Genomic DNA, 22,587 nt, shown 5'->3' with positions numbered 1-22,587 from the left:
TAATGGTGCCGGATATGAAATCCGGCACCATTTATTATTACACCCGTTCAATCCTGGCAGGCAGTCCCTGACGCACCGCCGCGCCCGACACCCAGTCCAGCCAGGTATTCGCGACCTGACGCGTTGGGTCGGCAAAACCCAGATCGTTTATATTAATCCCCGACTTTATTTTTTCATCAAATGCCATCGGTTCTCCGTCAAGCGTGTGCCGTGCCGCCCCCATTTCTTTATGCCCGTAGCCATGTTCAATCGCGATGACGCCCGGCATGACGCCGTTGAGCAGGCTGACCTGCGCCTGCGCTTGTCCACCCGGCGTGGTGATACGTATTGTATCGCCGTGCGACACGCCATAGCGTGCGCCGTCCTGCGGATTGAGCGCCACCAGATTCACCGGTTTGAGATGGTGCAAACGCGGGATCACCGCCGATGCGCTGGACATGGTATTGGATTTAAAGGAGATCATCTTCAGCGGCCACTTCTGCGGCGGAAACAGATCGTCTACGGATCGCCCGTCAGACAGGCGTGAAGGGTACCAGGCCGGACAGCCGCTGTAGCGCTCGCCAGTGATGGCATGACGGTGCGCGGCGACATCCGCGTTCCAGATTTGTAGCGGCTTTTCCCACGCATTACCGACGCGGTTATCAACCCGCCCGCTGTTGTCTGGCGCAAAACGCCCGCCGCGTGAGTAGATAAATGCCACACGACGGATTTCGTCGGCTTTCAGCGTTTGGGTGATGACCGGCAGGATCCGCGTCACGCCGGTCAGCGAGATATCTTCCGGCGAGGCTTCGGCGACCGGTGCTTTACCCATAAACGCAATGTTGGCAGCCAGCCGCAGGTAGTAATCTTCCGCGCGGTTCAGCGGGTAGAGATTGCCTTGCGGGTCGGTAATGGCGTTGTCGCCAAAGCCCGGCAGCCCGATGCGTTTTGCCACCGCGATGCAGAACGACTCCATTGATACCGGCTGGCCGTCTGCGGTCCTGCTGGTGGCGGGTGCGACCACAGGCCAGCGAGCGGTAGTGGCTTTGCTGGCGACACCTGCCCACGGTGCGCTGAACCCCCAGCTTTCGAAATTATGGGTGTCCGGAACAATGTAATCCGCCAGTGCGGTGGTTTCGTTCATAAAAGCGTCAATGGCGATAAACAGCGGCAGACGCGCTGGATCCTTGAGCTTTTCTTCCGCCACCCCGCGCAACCCTGCAATGCCGTAGAACGGGTTGGTCATGTTGGAGATCCAGGCTTTTAGCGGGTACGGATAGCCTTCGAGCGCTGAGACGAGGAGTTCGGTCAGTTGCCCGGCGACAAACGGATACCACGGGGCTTTCGCCGGGAAGGGCGATTGTCCGGCGGCCACTTTATTACGGTACTCTTCAGAAGATTCATAGGCGGTTTTACTGCGTGCGATGCTTAAGCCTTTAGGTTTCACCTTTCCGGCGAAGCCGTCCATATTGTAGCGCGGCCCGTCGGTGGCGCCGTTGAACTTACCGCCGCCCACAAACACGCCGCCTTCAAGACTGAGGTTGCCAATCAGCGCATTGAGCATCATCACCGCCCAGGCGTTGTAAAATCCGTTGCCCGCCATCATCCCGCCGTGGGTGATCACCGCGGCTTTACGCCCGTGGCGGGTAAAGGCGTCCGCCAGTGCGCCTATTTTGGCCTCCGACACGCCGCACTGCTGGCTGTACTGTGCCAGTGACAGCTTTTCGGCTGACTCTTTCAGCCTCTGGAATCCACTTTTGACCGTCACGGTCTGTCCGTCAGCCAGCGTGACAGAGTGGGTCACCAACAGCTGTGCGCGTTGACAGCTGCTGGCAGCCACCATTTCGCCCGCTTCGTTGATGACCAGCGGTTCACTGGCCGCGCCGGTGTTCAGATGTGCGAGCGTGAGATGCTGCCCGGCAAGCGTTGGGATCTCATCGGTAATCACCAGATGCGTGGCGTTGGTCCAGCTTTTTTCTCCGGCCTGGTGCATGGCCTGCACGCCAGGGATAGCAAGGTAATCAGCATTGTAACGCTGTTTTTCGATGATCCAGCGGATCATCCCCATCGCCAGTGTCGAGTCGCTCCCCGGGTTCACGGGTTGCCAGTGCCCGCGATCGTCTGCCAGCACCGTGGTTAACGGCAGGGCGGGCGCCACCACGACATACTGGAAGTCATCGCGCAAACGGGCGCTGGCGAGCTGGCGAGCCTGGCGCTTAAACGGGTTGCCGGACTGCGCCGGAGATGTGCCCATAAACAGCGCAAACTCGACGTTGTCCCAGTCGGGTTTTACGTGGGTGTTTTTATCCAGATCGCCCATTAGCGCGCCGGAGCCGGCCCGGTAAGCCAGCCCACAATATGCGCCGTGTGCGCCAAAGTTTTTGCTGCCGAAACTGTTCAACGCAAAGCGGCGGATAAACGTATCGCGTCCTTCGTCGCTGGTATTAGTGACCAACAGCTGATTGGATTTTGGGCCAAAGCCGGGGTGGCTGGCATCTATCGGGGTCGTGGGATCGTGGATTGCCCGCAGGCCATCAACGTGACCCTCGCCAAACAGATCGCCGCCTTCTACCACCTCTTTGATCAGTTGTTCGAAGCTGATGCGCTGCCATTTTCCCTCTCCGCGTTTACCGACACGCTTCATCGGTTCCAGAATACGCAGCGGGCTGTACAGCCCTTCAAGTAAGGTTGCGCCACGGGCGCAGGCAGTGGAACGCGCGTCAAGACCCGATTCACCCGCCAGCTGTTCCATTGCCGTGGCAAACGGAACCGACGAATCAATATGATGTTCATGCGACAACGGATGATACGGGTTGCCCGCAATGCGCAGCACTTTGTCCTTTTCACTGTCGACGCGTACCCGCACACCACACTGGGTCCAGCAGCCGAAGCACTGGGTCATAGAGACAACCTGCTGCGGGTTTTGCTGCCAGCGCGGCTGGGCGTTGGCTTCGGGGATCAGCGCATTACCGAAGATGTGATCGCGGGTGATTTTTCCCGAGGAGCCATCCAGCAGGCCGTCAATTGCGCGCTTCGCGACATCCCGATAACTCAGGCCAAAGGTCACCATGCCACCTACGGCCAGACCGACTTTAAGCCACTGACGACGGGTTAAATTAGCCATGTTGCATTCTCCTTGCGATCGCGTTCAGGGCTTCACGAACAATAATTATGAGCGCAATCCACAGGCCAAAGGTGCCCACAATGGCCAGCCAGCCATCGGTGCCGCCGGGCAGGGTGTAAGGATTAAATTGCGCGTTAAATTTCGGCACGGTTTGCGCCTGGATCAGTAACGTCCAGCGCATCAGCCAGCACAGCGCCATGGCGCCCAACGCCAGTGCAATGCGCAGCGGTAGTGACGATGGGTGACGTATTACCCACCCGCAAAGGCCCAGAGAGACAGCCCATAGCATCACCCAACCGGTGGCGTAGTGCCGTGCAGAAGCGGCGACATCCAGCCACTGGCGGATAGCTGAGCCAGAAAGCGTATTGCCGCTTACCCACACCGCCATCACGATTGCCAATATGATCAACGTCGCAATCTGCCCCCATGCCAGTTTGCGCGGCAGTGCGCTCTCGCTTTTTACGCTGGCGATAAGCAAGGCCAGGAAGGTTTGCAGTGCGCTGAGGAACATCGCCAGCGGGAAGGCGTAGCTGAACCAGATGGGACGAGCCTGAACGACTGAGACTTCGCGACCGGTATACACCAATAATCCGATGGCTGAGATCGCGCTGCCAACGGCTAACCATTTGGTGACGCTGTAACTTTTATGTGTAAACTGTTTGACGTGTTGGGCGAGAAACCACAGCCCAAGGAATCCGGTGAACAGCGGTAAAAACAGTGCCCCCCACGGCATCCATGACCACGGTGTCGGCCAGGCGTAGAAATGCCAGACGCGTGCGGTCTGGTGCAGATCCGCCGTCAGTGCCAGGGGGGCGGTGATGGCACAGGTCAGGGCGATGAGCAGCGTCAGGTTTTCTAGCTGCGGTCGCGCTTTTTGACGCCAGTGCAGCACGCAGGCGAACAGCGCGGCGCAGGCGGCAATGCCGATGAAAAAGAAATACTGTACCGCCCAGGGCAACCAGCTTACCTCCTGCGGATGGGCCAGCACCTCTTCGATAATCAATGAATGGGTCATTTAAACCTCCTGCCACAGAGCGGGTTGAGCACGTCCCATCAACGGGGTGACAAAGGCGTCATCCAGCCCCAGATAGAACACGTGAGGCGAAGTACCGCTTTCCGGTTTCAGGACCTTGATGTCGTCGTGATGTTCGTGCAGCATCTGCGAAATCCGGCTGCGCGGATCTTTCAGATCGCCAATGATGCGCGCGCCGCCAACGCAGGACTCCACGCAGGCTGGAAGCAGTCCAGCTTCCAGGCGGTGTACGCAAAACGTGCATTTGTCGGCGGTTTGCGTTTCATGGTTAATAAACCGCGCATCGTACGGACAGGCTTGTACGCAGTAGGCGCAGCCCACACAGCGCGTGTTGTCGACCACGACAATGCCATCTTCACGCTGGAAGGTGGCCTGTACCGGACAAACGGGAACACAGGGCGGGTTATCGCAATGGTTACACAGGCGCGGTAGCAGGACGTTGGTGACGCTTTGCTGGCCTTCAAGCTGCACCTGATATTGGTTGACGTTGGTACGAAACGCGCCCTGAGGTGTCTGGTTTTCAATGGCGCAACTGACGGTGCAGGCCTGACAGCCGATACACCGTCTCAGATCAATCAGCATGCCATAGCGATGCTGACGCGAACCTTCATGGCGTTCGGGCGAGAAGGGAAATTGGGCCTGAGCCAGGGGAACCAGGGATGCGCCCGCGGTCAGAACGCCCAGTTGCTGGAGAAACTGCCGTTTACTGCTGTCCATATTTTCTCCCGTCACGATGCAACAACGAAACATTGGTCACGCCGTTGGTTTGCGTGTGATGAATAAAGAATCTTGATGATTTACAGTGTAAAAATCGTGGCGGGGGCAGCTCTATTGTGGTTAACCACATACCCGGCTTGTTGTTGATCTAAAACAACATAAATGACAGGGATAATGGCGTGGGATGTAAAGTAGTAAGGTATCTGACGGTGCTGGCTTCGTTGTGGGTGATGAGCGCAACGGCCTGGTCGCAGACCTGGAACATTGGCGTGTTGGCCATGCGCGGGGAGGTCTCGACGCGGAGCCACTGGCAGCCGCTGGAAACTCTGTTGAACCAGCAAATCGCCGGTGAACGGTTTCATATTCAACCGCTGGATCTGCACCAGATGCAGGATGCCGTGAACCGGGGAACGGTGCAGTTTGTGGTGACCAATCCCGCGCAATTTGTGCAGTTAAACAACCGTTCTGCGCTTCGCTGGCTGGCATCATTACGCTCAACCCGGGGCGGTAAAGCTGCCAGCAATGTTATTGGCAGTGCGATCCTGGTCAGGCGTGATAGCGGAATCAGCTCCGCACACGATCTGATCGGCAAAACGGTTGGGGCGATCGATGCCCAGGCATTTGGCGGCTATTTGCTGGGTTACAAAGCGCTCAGCGATGCGGGGTTGCGCCCCGAGCGCGATCTCCGCCTGAGATTTACCGGTTTTCCCGCCGATGCGTTAGTGTATTTATTGCGTGAGAAAGCCGTTCAGGCGGTGATTGTGCCGGTGTGTCTGCTGGAAAAAATGGATGAAGAGGGCCTCATCCATAAAGCAGATTTTAGGGCGGTGCTCAACCACCCGACATCGATTCCCTGCCTGACCAGCACGCCGCTCTATCCTGACTGGTCTTTCGCTGCGCTGCCCGAGGTTAGCGATGAACTTGCCGATCGCGTCACCCGGGCCTTGTTTAACGCCCCCCAAAACGCGCCTTTTCACTGGGGAGCGCCCGCCTCGACCCGCGAGGTGGAAACGTTGCTACGTGAGGTTCGCCAGCATCCGCAGCAGCGTCAATTGTGGCTGGATGTCAAAAGCTGGTTTATCCAGCATCAGTTGGCAATGGGGGCCGTCGCGGTGGTTCTGCTGCTGTTCACGCTTAACTACGTCTGGGTGATGCTGTTGGTGCGTCGCCGCGGCAGACAACTGGAGCGTAACAATGTGCTGTTGCGTAAACAGGAGCAGGCGCTGGAAACCGCGCGCCAGATGAGTGTCCTCGGAGAGATGACGTCCGGCTTTGCCCATGAACTCAACCAGCCGCTCTCGGCTATTCGTCACTACGCGCAAGGCTGTCTGATTCGCCTGCGCGGCCAGGATCCACAGCATCCGCTGTTACCCGCGCTTGAACAGATTGACGTCCAGGCGCAGCGCGGGGCTGATACGTTGCGCAACCTGCGCCTGTGGGTCAGCCAGGCGCAGGGCAATCCGGTGATGACGGATGACTGGCAGGCGATCAACGTACGTGAGGCTGTCCACCACGTCTGGCAATTATTACGCATGGCGCAGCAATTTCCTGACGTCACGCTGCAAACCACGATCGGCAGCAGCATAACGCTGACGCTGCCCACCGTGCTGCTGGAGCAGGTACTGGCGAATCTGGTGCTGAACGCCGCCCAGGCGGGGGCCAGTACGGTGTGGCTGACCGCAGAGCATGAAGACGATGGTGTCAGCATCCAGGTACAGGATAACGCAGGAGGAATCGATGAAACCCAGATTTATCAGGCCTTTCAACCCTTTATGACCACTCGTAAAGAAGGGATGGGACTGGGGCTGGTCATTTGTCAGCGCCTGGTTCGTTACGCCGGTGGGGAGATTAGCATCAACAATCAGTTGGCCCCGGATGGTCGGGCGGGCGTCGCGGTACGATTACATTTTCAGCCGACACAGAAAGGAGACCGTTGTGGCGATCATTCATCTGCTGGATGACGACGTTGCCGTCACCCAGGCCTGTGCTTTTTTACTGGAAAGTTTGGGATACGAGGTCCGGTGCTGGGAGCAGGGGGAAACCTTCCTTGCCGAGGTCAATCTGCATCAAGTTGGGGTGTTATTGCTGGATATGCGTATGCCGGTGCTGGACGGGCAAGGCGTACATGAGGAGATGCGACGACGCGACAGCACGCTGGCAGTGGTATTCCTCACCGGGCATGGCGATGTCCCGATGGCGGTAGAGCAAATGAAACGCGGGGCGGCCGATTTTCTGCAAAAGCCGGTTTCTGCCGGGCCGCTTCAGGCCGCGCTGGAGCGTGCGCAGCAGGTTTCCATTGCGGCATTTTCGCGTCACGAGATTGTCGCCTGTTACCAACAGCTCACCCCAAAGGAACGCCAACTGGCCAGCCTGGTGGCACAAGGGTTGATGAATCGGGAAATCGCAGACGCGATGAATATTGCGGTCCGTACCGTTGAAGTCCATCGGGCAAGAGTGATGGAAAAGATGCAGGCGGGGAGCCTGGCCGAACTGGTTAACCGTCTTCAGCAGGTTCTGTAGATTGATGACATTCATTTGATTTTCATTGATTTTTTGTCTAATAAGCCAGACTGATATATGCTGTTGTTTTGAGTCAATGACGAGCAGGCAATTATGGGCAATCAGACCAAAGACGACGAACTGTATCGCGAGATGTGCAGAGTCGTCGGTAAAGTAGTACTGGAAATGCGCGATCTGGGACAAGAGCCTAAGCATATCGTCATTGCCGGTGTACTGAGAACCACCCTCGCAAATCAGCGCGTAAAGCGCAGTGAGTTAGAAAAACAGGCCATTGAGACCGTTATCAAAGCATTGGCCGGTTAATCCATAAGAGAGGACGGTGGAAATTATCTGCCGTCCTCTTATTTCAGTCATGGCAATCTTCCAATACTTATAATTCAGCGCTGTAATTAATATTCTAAATATCGCTATATATTTAAATACATATCGGTTGTCGTATGGAAATATATTTGGGAGTGTAATCACAAATATTTGCAATATGCATGAAATACCATTTCAAATTTTCTTAATGATAATAGAAATCACTCCGTATTTATTATTTATCTTCCGTTTTTAAATTGATAACGATCAAGGTGATAGGGGGTAAATAACCACATTATTTATCCGCCTAACCCTAAAGGATTAGATTCATTCCGTTTAACCACCGTCATTTATGCGATCAGGTTAGGGCAAATAATCACGTGTTGTCGGCAACATTCATGGCCCGATTTGGCCTTGGCCTACCCGGCGCGCAATAAAATACGCACTGGATGTGTTGCTGCTACAGCGTTTGCGAAGAGGATGCGAAATAAATGAACCAGGTTGATCGTCCATTATTAGATTGTGGTTTAACGCGACTTGAATTTCTGCGGATATCAGGAAAGGGCCTGGCAGGTTTAACCATTGCCCCCGCGCTGTTATCACTTTTTGGTTGCAAGCAGGAAGATGTCGACAGCGGCACCGTCGGGTTGATTAACACGCCGAAAGGGGTGCTGGTGACCCAACGGGCACGCTGCACAGGGTGCCACCGCTGCGAAATTTCCTGTACGAATTATAACGATGGCGCCGTTGGCACCTTTTTTTCCCGGATCAAAATTCATCGCAATTTCTTCTTTGGCGACAACGGTGTCGGTTCCGGTGGCGGACTGTATGGTGACTTAAATTATACCGCCGACACCTGCCGTCAGTGCAAAGATCCGCAATGTATGAATGTCTGCCCGATCGGTGCCATTACCTGGAAACAGGAAGACGGCTGTATTGCAGTGGATCACAAGCGCTGTATCGGCTGTAGCGCGTGCACCACCGCCTGTCCATGGATGATGGCGACCGTTAATACCGAAACCCAAAAGTCCTCAAAATGCGTTTTGTGTGGGGAATGCGCCAATGCTTGTCCGACTGGAGCATTAAAAATTATCGAGTGGAAAGAGATTACCGTTTGATGGATCGCAGGCTTGCCTGATACGCGTCATTAATTGCCAAAAATATCGCAGTTTTGCAGAGAAACACTGCCAGCAAAATGACGGGTATATCTATTAAACCTTCTTGCAAAGGAAAACATGATGGCTAATGGTTGGACAGGTAATATTTTACGGGTCAATCTCACTACGGGTAATATCACCCTGGAAGATTCCAGTAAATTTAAAAAATTTGTCGGCGGGATGGGCTTTGGTTATAAAATTATGTACGACGAAGTTCCGCCTGGCACCAAACCTTTTGATGAAGGTAATAAACTGGTGTTCGCCACCGGCCCCCTCACCGGTTCGGGCGCTCCCTGCAGTTCACGCGTCAATATCACCTCATTATCGACCTTTACCAAAGGTAATTTAGTGGTTGATGCCCACATGGGCGGCTTCTTCGCAGCGCAAATGAAATTTGCCGGCTATGACGCCATTGTGATTGAAGGTAAAGCGGCGTCGCCTGTGTGGATCAAGATTAAAGATGACCAGGTGAGTATCGAGAAAGCGGACTTCCTCTGGGGCAAGGGGACGCGCGCGACAACCGAAGAGATTTGCCGCATCACCAGCCCGGAAACCTGCGTCACCGCTATTGGTCAGGCGGGAGAAAACTTGGTACCGCTCTCTTGTATGATCAACAGCCGTAACCACAGCGGTGGCGCTGGCACCGGTGCGGTGATGGGCTCGAAGAACCTGAAGGCCATTGCGGTCGAAGGGACAAAAGGGGTCAACATCGCGGACCGCAAAGAGATGAAGCGGCTGAACGACTACATGATGACCGAGCTTATCGGGGCTAACAACAACCACGTTGTACCGAGTACGCCTCAGGCGTGGGCCGAATACTCATCTCCGAACTCACGCTGGACGGCGCGTAAAGGACTGTTCTGGGGCGCGGCGGAAGGTGGCCCGATTGAAACGGGGGAAATCCCGCCCGGCAACCAGAATACTGTCGGCTTTCGTACCTACAAATCAGTGTTCGATCTCGGACCGGTTGCTGAAAAATACACGGTCAAAATGAGCGGCTGTCACTCATGCCCGATTCGCTGTATGACCCAGCTCAATGTCCCGCGCGTTAAAGACTTTGGCGTACCGAGTACCGGCGGTAACACCTGCGTGGCGAACTTTGTACACACCACCATTTTCCCTAATGGCCCGAAAGATTTTGATGAGAAAGACGACGGGCGCGTAGTGGGTAATCTGGTTGGCCTTAACCTGTTCGATGACTACGGCATTTGGTGTAACTACGGGCAACTGCACCGTGATTTCACCTACTGTTACGCCAAAGGTGTCTTTAAGCGCGTGCTGCCCACCGAGGAATATGCTGAGATCCGTTGGGATCAGCTGGAAGCCGGCGATCCTAACTTTATTAAAGATTTCTACTACCGCCTGGCGCATCGCGTCGGAGAACTCAGCCATCTTGCGGATGGTTCATACGCCATTGCCGAACGCTGGAATTTAGGTGACGAGTACTGGGGCTACGCCAAGAACAAACTGTGGTCGCCGTTTGGTTTTCCGGTTCACCATGCCAACGAAGCCTCAGCACAGGTGGGGGCGATCACCAACTGCATGTTCAACCGTGACTGTATGGCGCATACCCATATCAATTTCATCGGCTCTGGTTTGCCGTTGAAATTGCAGCGCGAGGTGGCGGGTGAGCTGTTTGGCTCACAGGATGCCTACGACGAAACCAAAAACTACACCCCGATCAACGCCGCCAAAATCAAATACGCTAAATGGACGCTGCTGAAAGTTTGTCTGCATAACGCCGTTACGCTGTGCAACTGGGTCTGGCCGATGACGGTTTCGCCGCTGAAGAGCCGAAACTATCGCGGGGATCTGGATCTGGAAGCGAAATTCTTCCAGGCGGTGACCGGTGATGAAACGACGCAGGCAAGCCTGGATCTCGCCGCCGAACGTATTTTCACCCTGCATCGCGCCTATACGGTAAAACTGATGCAAACCAAAGACATGCGCAATGAACACGATCTTATCTGCTCCTGGGTCTTCGACAAAGATCCTAAGATCCCGGTGTTCACCGAAGGGACCGACAAAATGGATCGGGAAGATATGCGTCAGTCACTCACGATGTTCTATCAGGAAATGGGCTGGGACCCGGAACTCGGCTGCCCAACGCGTGAAACCCTGAATCGCCTCGGTCTTGAGGATGTTGCAGCCGATCTGGCTGCGCAGAATCTGCTGCCGGCGTAAGGAACGCGAGATGACTAACGTGAGCAACGATCTGGTTGCCAATGAGGAAGAGGGCATCACGCTTCCCGATGAGATTGATAGCCAAAAAAGGCAGTGGCTACAGACCTTACACCCAGCCATAACGCATGGTAACGCGCCGCAGGTTGAAGAACCCGTCACTGCGGAGTCGATAATGGCGGATTTTATCCGCCAGCATTCCGCGTCGGGCAAGCTGGTGGCGCGCAGTGTGTTTCTGCAACCGCCATATTCGATGCCTGAAACCGACCTTACGCTGCTGCTGGACGCGATGCGTGAGCAACCGTGCGGGGCGGATATTACCTGCGTGCAGGGCGCTGAAGATACGTATTTCTACTCGACGCAGACCATGACGGCCAACTACGCCGACATGTGCGTGCAGGTGGTGGAAAACGATATCTGCCGGGCGATCGCCGAAGCGGTGCGCTTTGACTGCCGGACGTATCCTCGCCCGTATAAGGTCGCGATGCTCGGGCAGCCGCCGTATCACTTTGAACCTCAGCAGATAGCCGCGGCGCTTACGGCAATGGAAACGCACCCGGATTACGCGGATATACGCGTGGTGGAAGCGTCGAATGCGGAACCTTATCTGTTTAGCGAGCGCTTTATGCACTACGGCAAAGCGTACGGCCTGTGTGAATGGCTTGAGGTTGAGCAGTACCAGAATCCCTGAATTTTCAGGTCAATGTCATGGAACGTGTGGACGATCACTGTCACAGCATTAGAGGATAACCCGATGTCCTTCACCCGACGAAAATTTGTCATTGGCATGGGGACGGTGATTTTTTTCACCGGCCCAGGCCAAAATCTGTTAGCGAGTACCAAAAATACGCAAGCGGTTCGCTATGTCATGATCCACGATGAGTCATTGTGCAACGGCTGTAATATTTGCGCCCGTGCGTGCAGGAAAACCAACCATGTTCCTGCCCAGGGTAGCCGTTTGTCGATAGCTCATATTCCTGTCTCGGATAACGACGACGAAACCCTGTATCACTATTTTCGCCAGTCCTGCCAGCATTGTGATGATGCACCTTGTATCGAGGTATGTCCGACCGGCGCTTCCTGGCGAGATGAGAACGGGATTGTGCGGGTTGACGCCTCGCGTTGCATTGGCTGCAGTTACTGCATAGGTGCCTGTCCTTATCAAGTCCGCTATCTGAATCCGCAAACTAAAGTGGCCGACAAATGTGACTTCTGCGCCGAGTCACGACTGGTGAAGGGATTCCCGCCTATCTGTGTGAACGCTTGCCCGGAACACGCGCTGATTTTTGGTCGTGAAGACAGCCCGCAGATTCAGACCTGGCTGCGGGAAAACAAGTTTTATGAGTATCAGCTTGCAGGCGCCGGGAAACCTCATCTGTATCGTCGGTTCGGTCAACATTTGATTAAAAAGGATAATGTATGAACGCGTCGCAGAATGCCGAACAGTTTCACGCGCAGCTTGCGCAGTTCGTCCCCCTGTTTAAGCCCGACTACTGGCCCGTCTGGCTGGTGATTGCCGGGCTAATGCTGGTGGGGATGTGGCTGGTGCTGGCGCTACACGCCATGTTGCGCTTTCGTTCTGCCAATAAAGCGTCAGCCGGGCACGGTGAGAAGGTTTATCTGTATTCGAAGGCGGTTCGCCTGTGGCACTGGTCGAATGCGCTGCTGTTTTTGCTGCTGCTGGCCAGTGGTCTGGTAAATCATTTTTCTGCCGTCAGCGCGCCGGTAATGAAAAGCCTGCACGCAGTGCATGAAATCTGCGGTTTCTTGCTGCTGGCGTGCTGGATTAGCTTTGTACTGATTAACCTGATCGGTGGTAACGGGCATCATTACATTATTAAACGTCAGGGCTGGGTCGGACGGGCGCTGCGACAGACGCGGTTTTATCTGTTTGGCATTATGCAGGGTGAAGCGCACCCGTTCCCGGCATCCACTCGGTCAAAATTCAACCCGTTACAGCAGGCCGCCTATGTTGGCGTGATGTACGGTTTGTTGCCGCTGTTGCTGATTTCCGGTTTGCTTTCGCTTTACCCGCAGGCGGTGGGCGATCTGTTCCCGGGTGTGCGTTACTGGTTGCTACAGGCGCACTTTGCGCTGGCGATTGTGAGTCTGTTTTTCATTTTTGGACATCTTTATCTCTGCACCACGGGACGCACACCGGGCGAAACCTTCAGGTGCATGGTGGATGGCTATCACCGGCATTAAGTGATGATGATTACCTGTAGTGATTTACGGGCCTGGCGCGTCGGGCCCGTGATGTACCGCTGGTTTCTGCGCACGTTTCCCGACGGCGGCAGCTATGCGGATGTCCACCGAGCGCTCGAGCGAGAGGGGTTTGGTGACTGGGCGGACAGCCTCGTGGAGTATGGCTGGTCTAAATGGCTGGATGAATCGCGCTTTGTGCAGCAGGATATTTGCGCCATGGCGCGGCTGGCCAGCCCGCAAACGGCAGACGACAACGGCAGGCAATTGGCGAGTGCCACGGATAGCGACAGTCTCGGTAGCGCAGGTGATAACGTTAAAATCGCCAGTGCCGGGTATGCTGCGCAGATTGCCAGCGCGGGGTACAGCGCGCGTATTGGCAGCGTTGGGTACAATACGCATGTCGGCAGTTCCGGCAATCGCAGCAGAATAGCGGTCGCGGGAAACTCCACACGCGTCAGCAGTGTGGGAGACGGGACGCGTATCGCCAGTACCGGCATGCGCGTGCGTATCAGTTCATTGGGCGACAGAAGTCGCATCGCCAGTGGCGGCGATCTCACGCAGATTGCCAGCTTTGGCGCAGAGTCGAAAATCGCCAATTGCGCTGATAACGTCCACATTATTGCCAGCGGAGAAAATGCGGTCGTTGCCAGTACCGGCGAGGTCGATTCGGTCATTCTCGGTCCCGGCGGGTGTGCCGCACTTGCCTATCACGACGGGCAGAGAATGCGGTTTGCCGTTGCCATCGAGGGGGAAAACAATATCCGCGCTGGAGTGAAATACCGGCTCAACGACGACCACCAGTTTGTGGCCTGTTGAGCAGTGACGTTATTTTAGCGCGAACTGACGTCGGGCGACTTTTTCCAGACCAAAACACAGCAGGTAGTAGACCAACCCGGTAAAGACAAAAATCGCTGCCGGGTAGATTTGGACCCGGCTGTTTACCTGACCGGCAACCGTCGTCAGTTCAGGGACGTTGACGATAAACGCCAGCGACGTATCCTTCAGTAAACCAATAAAGATCCCGGTGAGCGATGGCAGGATGTTACGCAGCACCTGCGGCAGTAAAATCAGCCATAGCGCCTGGGACGGGCGAAATCCCTGAACCACCGTCGCCTCATACTGGCCGACGGGCAGCGCGTTTAAGCCAGAATACACGGAGTGCATCACCGAGGCCGCGGTAAACCAGGCCAGCGCCAGCGTGACGGTCACCGCACCCGGTAGATCGCTGCCTGTTAGCATGGGCAGCAGATACCACATCCAGAAAATGACAAAGATTAACGGAATACCGCGAATAAACTCCGCCCAGATAAACAGCCCTTTGCGCACGACGCCCGGGAATCGCCAGGCACAGCAGGCGAGTGTTATCCCGGTGGGTAGCGCCAGAACCGCCGCACCCATTGCCATCAGTAACGTAAGCAGAACGCCGCCTGGCTGACCCTCGGCTATACGCCCCCACAGGAGATAATCCAGGTTGTCGGTAATGACCGAAATATTAGCGATCATGCTGGGGACTCCTGATGTTAAAGCCACGGGTTTTCACCGCGACTTGCTTCGCGGATACGGGCCCTGGACCAAGTCGCGTCAGCAGCGTCCCCATCACAATTCCGGTCAGCAGATAGAGCGCGGTTCCGACGGCAAAGGCTTCCAGCGCGTGGGCGTTATAGCTCTCGATTTGCCGCACCTGGTAGGTCAGTTCAGCGAAGCCGATACCGCTGGCAAGCGAAGAGAGTTTCATTAAATTGAGATACTGCCCAACTATCGGCTGCCAGGCGTTCGCCAGCCCCTGAGGGAGCAGAATATGGCGTAAGGTTGCCCAGGTTGAAAACCCTTGCGCCACGGCGGCTTCCCGCTGTCCGTTGGACACCGCCTGTAAACCTGAGGCGATTTCCTCAACCAAAAACGCGGAAGTGAAAACCCCGAGTCCCCAGGCCGAGCAGAGGAACTCCGGCGTTAACCACCAGACATCACCAGGCAGAATGGACCACGGATGCTCCGCATTAACGAATATAATAAAACCCCGGGGAAGCAGGTTCCATGCGGCGAAATACCAGAACATCAGTTGCACCAGCAACGGCGTGTTGCGAAAAACAGACACCCACGCGCTGACTACGGCACTGGCGATGCGATGACCCGAAAGGCGTAGGCCGAGCAGCAGGATGGCCAGTACTGTGGCGAGAACACTCCCCGCCAGCGTTACCCATAGCGTGGTCAGAAAACCTGACATTATCCATTGCAGAGGTTGCCCGCTCAGCACTCCCTGCCAGTCCATTGCATGCATTATAACGATGACTCCTGGTGTAACGGGTCGAGCACTTTTTTCAGGAAACGCCGGGTTCTGGGGTGCTGTGGATGAGTGAAGAATGCCTCGGGTGGCGCCACTTCGAGAATGTCACCGCCATCGATGAAAACTACCCGATCGGCAATCTCGCGGGCGAAATGCATTTCATGGGTGACGACAATCATGGTGATGCCGCTATGGGCAAGGTTTTTCATCACCTGCAACACTTCGCCAATCATTTCGGGATCCAGCGCGGAGGTCGGTTCATCAAACAGGATGATTTGCGGGGAGGAGGCCAGAGCGCGGGCGATGGCGACGCGCTGCTGCTGCCCGCCGGAAAGCTGCGCGGCGTAGGCCCCGGCTTTCTCACCCAGTCCAACTTGATCGAGTAGCTCAAGCGCCCGTCGTTTCGCATCCGTTTTATTCCAGCCGTGAACCTGTTCCAGCGCTAACGAGATATTCTGCTGTGCCGACAGATGCGCGTAAAGATTGAACTGCTGAAACACAAAGCCAATACGGCTGCGTAACTGACGCAAGGCTGCGCCGCGCAGCTGGCCAATCGGTTTATCATCAATGAAAATATCGCCCCCGCTGAGGGACTCAAGCTGATTGATCAGGCGAATAAGCGTGGATTTTCCGGAGCCGGAAGGCCCCAGTATAGTGACCACTTCTCCAGGCTCTACCGACAGGCTGACGTCGTTTAACACCGTGTGTGCGTCATACTGTTTATGGACATTGCGTAGTTCAACCCGCGCCTGACGCAGCTGCGTAAAATCCGCAGCGGGCGCTGCGGATCGAGGAAACAAACCTGAGAACATATTACTTCGCTTCTATTTTAAAGGCGCGGGGCTGCGGGTTTTTGGTTTCCGGTCCAAACCACACATCATAGATTTTGGCCGCCTGACCGGTCGATTCAAGTCTTAGCAGCTCGTTATTCACCGCGTGCAACAACGCTGTTTCCCCTTTTTTCACCCCCACGCCGATCTCTTCTTTGCTCAGCAGGTCAGGCAAAATTTTAAAATCCGCTTTATCCGGTGCGCCGCCTAACAGGCCCGCCAGAATGGTACTGTCCTGAGTGATGGCCTGAACATTGCCGTTACGTAGCGCAGTCAGTGCCAGCGGAATATCGTCGTAGGCCAGCACGCGTGACTGCGGGAAGCGCTGATGTAGCGCTTGCTCACCGGTGGTGCCTTTCACCGCGCCGATGCGTGCCTTGCTGTAATCATCAAGTTTGTCCGGGGATTTGGCGGGTACCAGGAACTGCTGCCCGGTGATAAAATAGGGGGCCGAGAAATCAATGACCTGCGCCCGCTCCGGCGTAATCGTGATATCCGCGACGATTAAATCGGCTTTACCGGATTGCAGCAGCGGAATGCGGTTGGCCGGATTGGTCGCCACCAGTTCCAGTTTTACTCCGAGGGATTTTGCCAGCGCTTCGGCAAAATCGACGTCGTACCCGACAATTTTGTGCGTTTTCGCATCGATAGAGCCAAACGGTGGGTTAGCGTCGAACGTCGCGACTTTCACTACGCCAGCGGCTTTGATATCAGCCAACTGGTCGGCCTGAGCCTGTGACGCAATGATGCCCGAAGCGAGCAGTACGCTCAGTGCCAGTAATGTTTTTTTAGCGCGGTAAATTTTCGTTGCCATCATTAAATGAAATCCCTGTAGTTATTGGTTTGTGCTTTTTACGCTCCCATAACTTATGGACGACTCAAAATAAGAAAAAATTCTTATCTATTTACAAAATGTTATTAGTAAAAGAGGTGTTAACAATGGGTAAACGCGATGGGGTATATAGATAAGGGAGGGAGTGTAGCCAGGAGGTAAAAAAAACCGGCATCACACCGGTTCAGAAATTAGATTTTGCAGGCATCGCCACAGTCATTATCCGCAATAATTTCCTGCGCTTTTTTGTCTGCATCTTCCAGACGTTCCGCATTGCGCTCTTGCGCTTCATCCAGTCCATCAAAGACCAGATTATCGAGATCAATTTCCATCAGGCACCTGTTCAGGTTCAGCGTTTAACATCACGCTATTATATTGCAAAAATGTTGCTGAACAGCAGCGATTCTTGCTCTTAAAATGCTTTTCCCCACTTCAATGCCGGTTCACGGCGCAGCGTGATTTAACTCACTATTAAAGAAAAGAGTGATTTGTTTTAACAAAAACAATACAAAATCACTATACATATAACTTAATATCTTTTATACATTAATCGTTCACCCCTGTGACTATTCCACAAAAGAGAAAGAGATATGGAACAGATACCTGATAATAAAAACGATAATTTTCAAAAAGATGGCAAAGAGCAGTTCAACCGATCGATCGGTCTTATCTCTAACTTTGCGCTGGGTTTTACCTACCTGTCGCCGCTCACCGCCGTGTATTCGCTGTTTGCGCTTGCCGTGACGCTGGCAGGGCCTCCGGCGGTATGGTGGATTTTAATCGTCGCCTGCGGGCAGCTTCTGGTGGCGCTGGTGTTTGGCGAGGTGGCCTCTCAGTATCCGATTACCGGAGGGCTGTATCCCTGGGCCAGACGGTTATGGGGGAAAAAATATGCGTGGATCGCGGCCTGGATTTACCTGTGGGCGCTGGTGGTGACCATCACCTCGATCGCGGAATACACCTCAACCTTCGTCGAGTCGCTGTTCCACTATGGTCAGACGCCGGCCACCATGCTGCTGACGTCCGTGGTGCTGCTGCTGTTGATGATGGCGGTGAATATGTCCGGGACGAAGAATCTTGCCCGGGTCGCCAAAATTGGCTTCTGGTGTGAGATTGTCAGTGTGATTGCGCTGGGGATTTATCTGCTGATTTTCCACCGTTCACAGCCATTCTCGGTAATTTTTGATTCAATGGGCGTGCTGGCCCAGGACGGAAGCTACTCCACCGCCTTTATGTCCGCCGCGCTGATGGGCTTGTTCATGTTCTTTGGCTTTGAAGCCTGCGGCAACGTGGCGGAAGAGGTGAAGAATCCAAGTAAAAAAATCCCGGTTGCGATGATCCTGAGCATCGTGTTCGGTGCTATCTCGGCCATCATTTCAGTGATGGGGTATCTGCTGGCTTCGCCGAATCTGGTCAGTATTGTGAACGGTAAAACGGCCGATCCGATCCCGGCTATTCTCAACGAGGCCCTGGGGGAAACCGGCGCGACTGTCTTTATCATCGTCGCGATTATCGCCATGCTGTCCTGTATCCTGTCCCTTCAGGCTGCGCTGAGCCGCCTGATCTTCTCCTTCTCCCGAGACAGAATGCTGCCGGGAAGCGAGTGGATGTCCAGGATCTCTAAAAATGGTGTTCCGGATAATGCCATGGTGGTCAGTTGCTTACTGCCGGTGATCATTTGTGTCTGGGTCTATTTCCAGCCCGATAATCTGTCGCGCATTACCGCGTTTGCCGTTATCGGTATCTACATTTCGTTCCAGATGGTGGTGCTTGCTGCGCTGCGCCAGCGCCTGAAAGGCTGGAAACCGGCAGGTGAGTGGACCATCGGCGGCTGGGGGACAATCGTCAACGTGCTGGCATTAGCCTACGGACTGTGCGGGATTTGGCTGCTGGCCCAGCCCGCCGACAGCAGTGATTTCATCGACCGCTGGACGGTGCTGTTTGGCCTGGCGATTGTCGTGGGATCGGGGCTTGTCTACATGTTCCTGACGCGTCCGTTTGGTCGCTCTGCGGCACCGGAGAATGATGCTATAGCCTATGCAAACAAGCTGAATATGGGGCAGGACAACTAAAACAAGGGCCTGCGGGCCCTTAGCTTTGATAGTGGTAGAGGATAAAGTAGTCGCTCTGATACACAACGTGGGTATTCGCGGGCGATAGTAATTCCCCCACGCGATAGCGCGGCCAACTGGAGAAGATAATCCGGTTTTCCAGATTGGTCAGAATGACATAGTCAGGCTGGGGGCAGGAGAGCAGTTCTGCCTCTATCTGGCTGACCAGCAGGTCGACGGCGGCAACGCCCAGAAACTGGTCATTGTAGTAAACGGGCACTGCCGAGGTCAGGGTGTAAGAGATGTTGCAGATATAGTCGACATACGGCCCGTGAATATAGGCTTCGCCTGCGGGCGGTGAATGCTTAAACCACTCGAAGGTTCTGAAATCCAGCCGCTGCTGGGTGGCCTGATCTAAATCCAGATGTGCCTGACTCAGCCCGTTATCTTTCTTATACCACCATTCCAGAAGCCAATATTCTTTACTGGTCGGCGTGTTCTCAATATGGCTGGCGAACCCGGCTCCCGAACAATAATGATTGTGATTCAGCGTGCGCTTGATGTGCTGCTGAACACTTGATCTCACGGACGGATCGAGGACGACCTCTGCGGACGCTTTTTGCACTCCGGCAATCGCCTCGTGGATGCTCCTCGCCAGCGCAACGGTAGACTCTACGGTAGAGGCAGTAATATCATCAATTTTACGGATTAATGCGCTTAGGGATGTTGAAGAGCTCATGATCTGTCCTGCCTTCACTGATTGTCAGTTTGAGTTATATTTCAGCTTTTTTTCAATAAGATAATAGGTAAACGTGTCGATAATCTGAGTGGCAAACTGCACCGATTCTGCCTCATTATGTGCGGCCAGTGCGTCGGCTAACGCAGAATAGAGCGCAATAATCTCGGCATGAATATTGCCCGAGCGATAGAGGATAGCCACCAGCGAGGCCCATTCCGCCTGCACCTGCAGCTCCTGATTTGCCAGCCGTGCCGAATGCGAACTGGCGGCGATCGCCAGCAGGCAACGCATATCGGCCTGGGTCATTAACTCTGGCGAATCCGCCTTTCTCAGCACCTCAACAAACTCGCGGAATTTGGCGATATCCGCGCTGGTCATACGCCGGGAAGCTAGCCTGGCGCTATGGCTGATAATGGCGCAATGCATTTCGCCTAAATCGGAGAGGTAATCGGTACCGATCGATTTAAACGGGTGCAGGGCGCTATTTTTGCCATCAATATTCTCGCAAACAAAGCTCCCGCCATTTCGACCTCGAACCGTATGGATAAGATTATTAGCCCGAAGCGTGTTGAGTGCTTCTCTGATCGTGATATGTGAGACGCCCATCATCTTTGCGAGATCGGTTTCGTTGGGTAGTTGCTCTTTTGGCTCGAGCAATCCCGTAATGATGGCGTTTGAAAGGCGCTGCACAATCTGGTCAGAACGACTGACCTGTCCGATAGGCGCAAATATGACCGCATGAGTAATCATAATCTTTTCTGCACTCAATTCCCTGAAACAACGACCCTTTCTAACACAAGCCCGTCAGGCAAGGAAGGTCAGAATAGTCGCGTTATTTTACATGCCTGCGCGCAATACGGTTGCCCAGACGGATGTGTGTCCCGATAGCGTGATTGTCTGCTGTGCACGCCGCGTCAGCGGCGATGAAAAACCTTACACTTAAAATGTAACATTTAAGTTAAAAGTGCGAGGTTTATCATACTGTCAATGTTGCGTATTTGAAAAAATTTTACAATATATATATTACATAAGATTCTTTATGTATTAACAGGCAGGAGACAGTCATGAAAACCCTGAAGCATTTTATCAACGGACAATATGTGGCGGGCAGCACTGAAGATACGTTTGAACTGGTGAGCCCGGTAGAGGGGGAAACGTACGCTTTGTCACCCAACGGGGGGAAAGCGGAAGTGGATCAGGCCTACTCGGCCGCCGCGGCAGCGTTCAGTATCTGGAAAAAATCAACGCCCGCGCAGCGGCAAAAGGCGCTTCTGGCGCTGGCAGATGAAATCGAACGCAATGTAGAACGGCTGGTAAACGCCCAGAGTCAGGAAACCGGTCAGCTGCGCCATTTTATTGAGAAAGAGGAGATCGCGGCATCCTGCGATGCCATCCGCTTTTTTGCCGGTGCCGCGCGCTGCCTTGAAGGGAAGGCCGCCGGTGAGTACTCCGCCGGGTTTACCTCAATCATCCGCCGTGAACCGCTGGGCATTGTTGGGCAAGTCACGCCGTGGAATTACCCGTTTATGATGGCGGTGTGGAAGATTGCTCCCGCGCTGGCGGCAGGAAATACGGTGGTACTTAAACCGAGTGACACCACGCCGATCAGCACGCTGCTGCTGGCAGAACTGGCCGCGCCGCTGTTTCCGAGAGGAGCATTTAACGTGGTGCTGGGGAAAGCCAATACCGGTTCGCTGGTGGTGTCAAATCCGGCAGCCTCGCTGGTTTCGATTACCGGCTCGGTACGTGCCGGTTTGCAGGTGGCGGCTTCGGCGGCGGCGAACCTGACCAAAGCCCACCTGGAGTTGGGTGGCAAAGCACCTGCCGTGGTGTTTGCCGATGCGAATATGGATAAGGCGGTTGAGACGATCACCACCGCAGGTTTTTTCAATGCCGGGCAAGACTGCACGGCCGCCACGCGAATTCTCGTGGAGCAGTCCGTTTATGCCGAGTTCCTGGAAAAACTGATCCACAAAACGAAGCGCATCAAATTCGGTCCCCCGCAGGACCAGGATGCGCTGTATGGCGCGTTGAACAGCAGAAATCAACTTGAGCAGGTGCAAGGTTTTATTGCGCGTTTACCCGCGCATGCAAAAATCGAAACCGGCGGAAGAGCAGGTTCAGGACCAGGTTTCTACTTTGAGCCGACAATCATCTCCGGCCTGCATCAGCATGACGAAGCTATTCAGCATGAAGTGTTTGGCCCGGTAATGACCATTCAAACATTTTCTACAGACGAAGACGCGTTACACAAGGCCAATGACGTGGAGTATGGCCTGGCGGCGAGCGTCTGGACCAGCAGCCACGCCCGTGCGCAGCGCTTTTGCATTGACCTCGATTTTGGCACTGTGTGGATCAACAACCATATCCCGCTATGCGCTGAAATGCCGCACGGCGGGTTCAAGAAATCCGGCTACGGTAAAGATCTCTCCTCCTATTCACTCGATGAGTACACCCGAGTGAAACATATCATGTGCGATATCGCTGAATAGCGGGTAGCAGGAAGCTAACCAATTACTATGATTCTAAAAAACGGGATGAAGAGTTAAAGCCAGTGAAGTCGTCGGCTGTACCCCTTTATTAAGATGAAGGGGTATATCTCTTATTTGGTCGTATTAAGGGCAGTGCGTAGCAA

General features: G+C 54.5%; 21 protein-coding genes. 11 read left to right on the top strand and 10 right to left on the bottom strand.

Translation table 11 applies throughout. From position 1 onward, the window contains the following. Positions 1-37: 37 nt before the first annotated feature. Genes ttrA through ttrB form a run of 3 tightly spaced genes read right to left on the bottom strand, consistent with a single transcriptional unit; the run spans position 38 to position 4,853 of the window. The gene (gene ttrA / locus JQ822_RS19575; RefSeq protein ID WP_213134866.1) at positions 38-3,103 is read right to left on the bottom strand and encodes a tetrathionate reductase subunit TtrA; all 3,066 of its coding nucleotides are present in this window, start codon (positions 3,101-3,103) and stop codon (positions 38-40) included. Continuing rightward, positions 3,096-4,118 carry a tetrathionate reductase subunit TtrC gene (gene ttrC / locus JQ822_RS19570; protein ID WP_213134865.1) on the bottom strand — a complete coding sequence of 341 codons (1,023 nt, stop codon included), beginning with the start codon at positions 4,116-4,118 and terminating at the stop codon, positions 3,096-3,098. Before ttrC ends, ttrA begins: the two co-directional genes overlap by 8 nt. Further along, on the bottom strand, positions 4,119-4,853 hold the full coding sequence (gene ttrB / locus JQ822_RS19565; protein WP_244849032.1) for a tetrathionate reductase subunit TtrB: 735 nt from the start codon (positions 4,851-4,853) through the stop codon (positions 4,119-4,121). It lies immediately after the preceding gene. A 230-nt stretch (positions 4,854-5,083) separates the two neighbouring features. On the opposite strand from ttrB, the gene ttrS reads away from it, so the two are divergent. The 9 genes from ttrS to ydhT all read left to right on the top strand — a co-directional run bounded on the left by ttrS (position 5,084) and on the right by ydhT (position 14,032). After that, positions 5,084-6,814, top strand: a complete 1,731-nt coding sequence (gene ttrS, locus JQ822_RS19560; protein WP_244849040.1) for a tetrathionate respiration histidine kinase TtrS — start codon at positions 5,084-5,086, stop codon at positions 6,812-6,814. After that, a complete protein-coding gene (ttrR, locus tag JQ822_RS19555; protein ID WP_213134863.1) occupies positions 6,789-7,373 on the top strand; it encodes a tetrathionate respiration response regulator TtrR in 585 nt (194 codons plus the stop codon). Before ttrS ends, ttrR begins: the two co-directional genes overlap by 26 nt. Before the next feature lie 93 nt (positions 7,374-7,466). Continuing rightward, positions 7,467-7,676 carry a fumarate hydratase FumD gene (gene fumD / locus JQ822_RS19550; RefSeq protein WP_003029345.1) on the top strand — a complete coding sequence of 70 codons (210 nt, stop codon included), beginning with the start codon at positions 7,467-7,469 and terminating at the stop codon, positions 7,674-7,676. A 488-nt stretch (positions 7,677-8,164) separates the two neighbouring features. After that, on the top strand, positions 8,165-8,791 hold the full coding sequence (locus JQ822_RS19545) for a ferredoxin-like protein (protein ID WP_213134862.1): 627 nt from the start codon (positions 8,165-8,167) through the stop codon (positions 8,789-8,791). 120 nt (positions 8,792-8,911) lie between these two features. Further along, a complete protein-coding gene (locus JQ822_RS19540; protein WP_213135006.1) occupies positions 8,912-11,014 on the top strand; it encodes an aldehyde ferredoxin oxidoreductase in 2,103 nt (700 codons plus the stop codon). 10 nt (positions 11,015-11,024) lie between these two features. Continuing rightward, positions 11,025-11,702: a YdhW family putative oxidoreductase system protein gene (locus tag JQ822_RS19535; RefSeq protein WP_213134861.1), complete on the top strand. Its 678-nt coding sequence runs from the start codon at positions 11,025-11,027 to the stop codon at positions 11,700-11,702. 63 nt (positions 11,703-11,765) lie between these two features. Continuing rightward, the gene (locus tag JQ822_RS19530) at positions 11,766-12,434 is read left to right on the top strand and encodes a 4Fe-4S dicluster domain-containing protein (RefSeq protein WP_213134860.1); all 669 of its coding nucleotides are present in this window, start codon (positions 11,766-11,768) and stop codon (positions 12,432-12,434) included. Then, positions 12,431-13,216: a thiosulfate reductase cytochrome B subunit gene (phsC, locus tag JQ822_RS19525; protein WP_213134859.1), complete on the top strand. Its 786-nt coding sequence runs from the start codon at positions 12,431-12,433 to the stop codon at positions 13,214-13,216. Before JQ822_RS19530 ends, phsC begins: the two co-directional genes overlap by 4 nt. Positions 13,217-13,219: 3 nt before the next feature. Continuing rightward, positions 13,220-14,032 (top strand): protein YdhT, encoded by an 813-nt coding sequence (gene ydhT / locus JQ822_RS19520; protein ID WP_213134858.1) that lies wholly within the window; start codon positions 13,220-13,222, stop codon positions 14,030-14,032. A gap of 9 nt (positions 14,033-14,041) precedes the next feature. On the opposite strand, the gene JQ822_RS19515 is transcribed toward ydhT, so the two are convergent. The 5 genes from JQ822_RS19515 to JQ822_RS19495 form a co-directional block, all read right to left on the bottom strand. Further along, complete coding sequence (locus tag JQ822_RS19515) at positions 14,042-14,719, bottom strand: amino acid ABC transporter permease (protein WP_213134857.1); 678 nt, start codon at positions 14,717-14,719, stop codon at positions 14,042-14,044. Then, positions 14,709-15,494: an amino acid ABC transporter permease gene (locus JQ822_RS19510; RefSeq protein WP_213134856.1), complete on the bottom strand. Its 786-nt coding sequence runs from the start codon at positions 15,492-15,494 to the stop codon at positions 14,709-14,711. The genes JQ822_RS19515 and JQ822_RS19510 overlap by 11 nt, the downstream gene beginning before the upstream one ends. Further along, positions 15,494-16,312: an amino acid ABC transporter ATP-binding protein gene (locus tag JQ822_RS19505; protein WP_213134855.1), complete on the bottom strand. Its 819-nt coding sequence runs from the start codon at positions 16,310-16,312 to the stop codon at positions 15,494-15,496. Before JQ822_RS19505 ends, JQ822_RS19510 begins: the two co-directional genes overlap by 1 nt. Before the next feature lies 1 nt (position 16,313). Further along, positions 16,314-17,147 carry an ABC transporter substrate-binding protein gene (locus JQ822_RS19500; RefSeq protein ID WP_213134854.1) on the bottom strand — a complete coding sequence of 278 codons (834 nt, stop codon included), beginning with the start codon at positions 17,145-17,147 and terminating at the stop codon, positions 16,314-16,316. Between the two features lie 206 nt (positions 17,148-17,353). Then, positions 17,354-17,494, bottom strand: a complete 141-nt coding sequence (locus JQ822_RS19495; RefSeq protein ID WP_213134853.1) for a hypothetical protein — start codon at positions 17,492-17,494, stop codon at positions 17,354-17,356. Positions 17,495-17,752: 258 nt separating this feature from the next. Between JQ822_RS19495 and JQ822_RS19490 the strand changes: the two genes are divergently transcribed. Further along, the gene (locus JQ822_RS19490; protein ID WP_213134852.1) at positions 17,753-19,234 is read left to right on the top strand and encodes an APC family permease; all 1,482 of its coding nucleotides are present in this window, start codon (positions 17,753-17,755) and stop codon (positions 19,232-19,234) included. A 19-nt stretch (positions 19,235-19,253) separates the two neighbouring features. On the opposite strand, the gene JQ822_RS19485 is transcribed toward JQ822_RS19490, so the two are convergent. Together JQ822_RS19485 and JQ822_RS19480 are read right to left on the bottom strand one after the other, a co-directional pair. Further along, complete coding sequence (locus JQ822_RS19485) at positions 19,254-19,952, bottom strand: cache domain-containing protein (protein ID WP_213134851.1); 699 nt, start codon at positions 19,950-19,952, stop codon at positions 19,254-19,256. 24 nt (positions 19,953-19,976) lie between these two features. After that, positions 19,977-20,702, bottom strand: a complete 726-nt coding sequence (locus tag JQ822_RS19480; RefSeq protein ID WP_213134850.1) for a FadR/GntR family transcriptional regulator — start codon at positions 20,700-20,702, stop codon at positions 19,977-19,979. A gap of 314 nt (positions 20,703-21,016) precedes the next feature. Here JQ822_RS19480 and JQ822_RS19475 point away from each other — a divergent pair, with 314 nt between their 5' ends. Further along, a complete protein-coding gene (locus JQ822_RS19475) occupies positions 21,017-22,444 on the top strand; it encodes a gamma-aminobutyraldehyde dehydrogenase (RefSeq protein ID WP_213134849.1) in 1,428 nt (475 codons plus the stop codon). Positions 22,445-22,587: the final 143 nt, after the last annotated feature.

Source organism: Citrobacter sp. FP75 (assembly GCF_018342065.1).
In the GTDB taxonomy this organism is placed as follows: Bacteria; Pseudomonadota; Gammaproteobacteria; order Enterobacterales; family Enterobacteriaceae; genus Citrobacter.
Note: the sequence above shows the minus strand (reverse complement) of the source record. Positions and strands in the feature narration are given on the sequence as shown.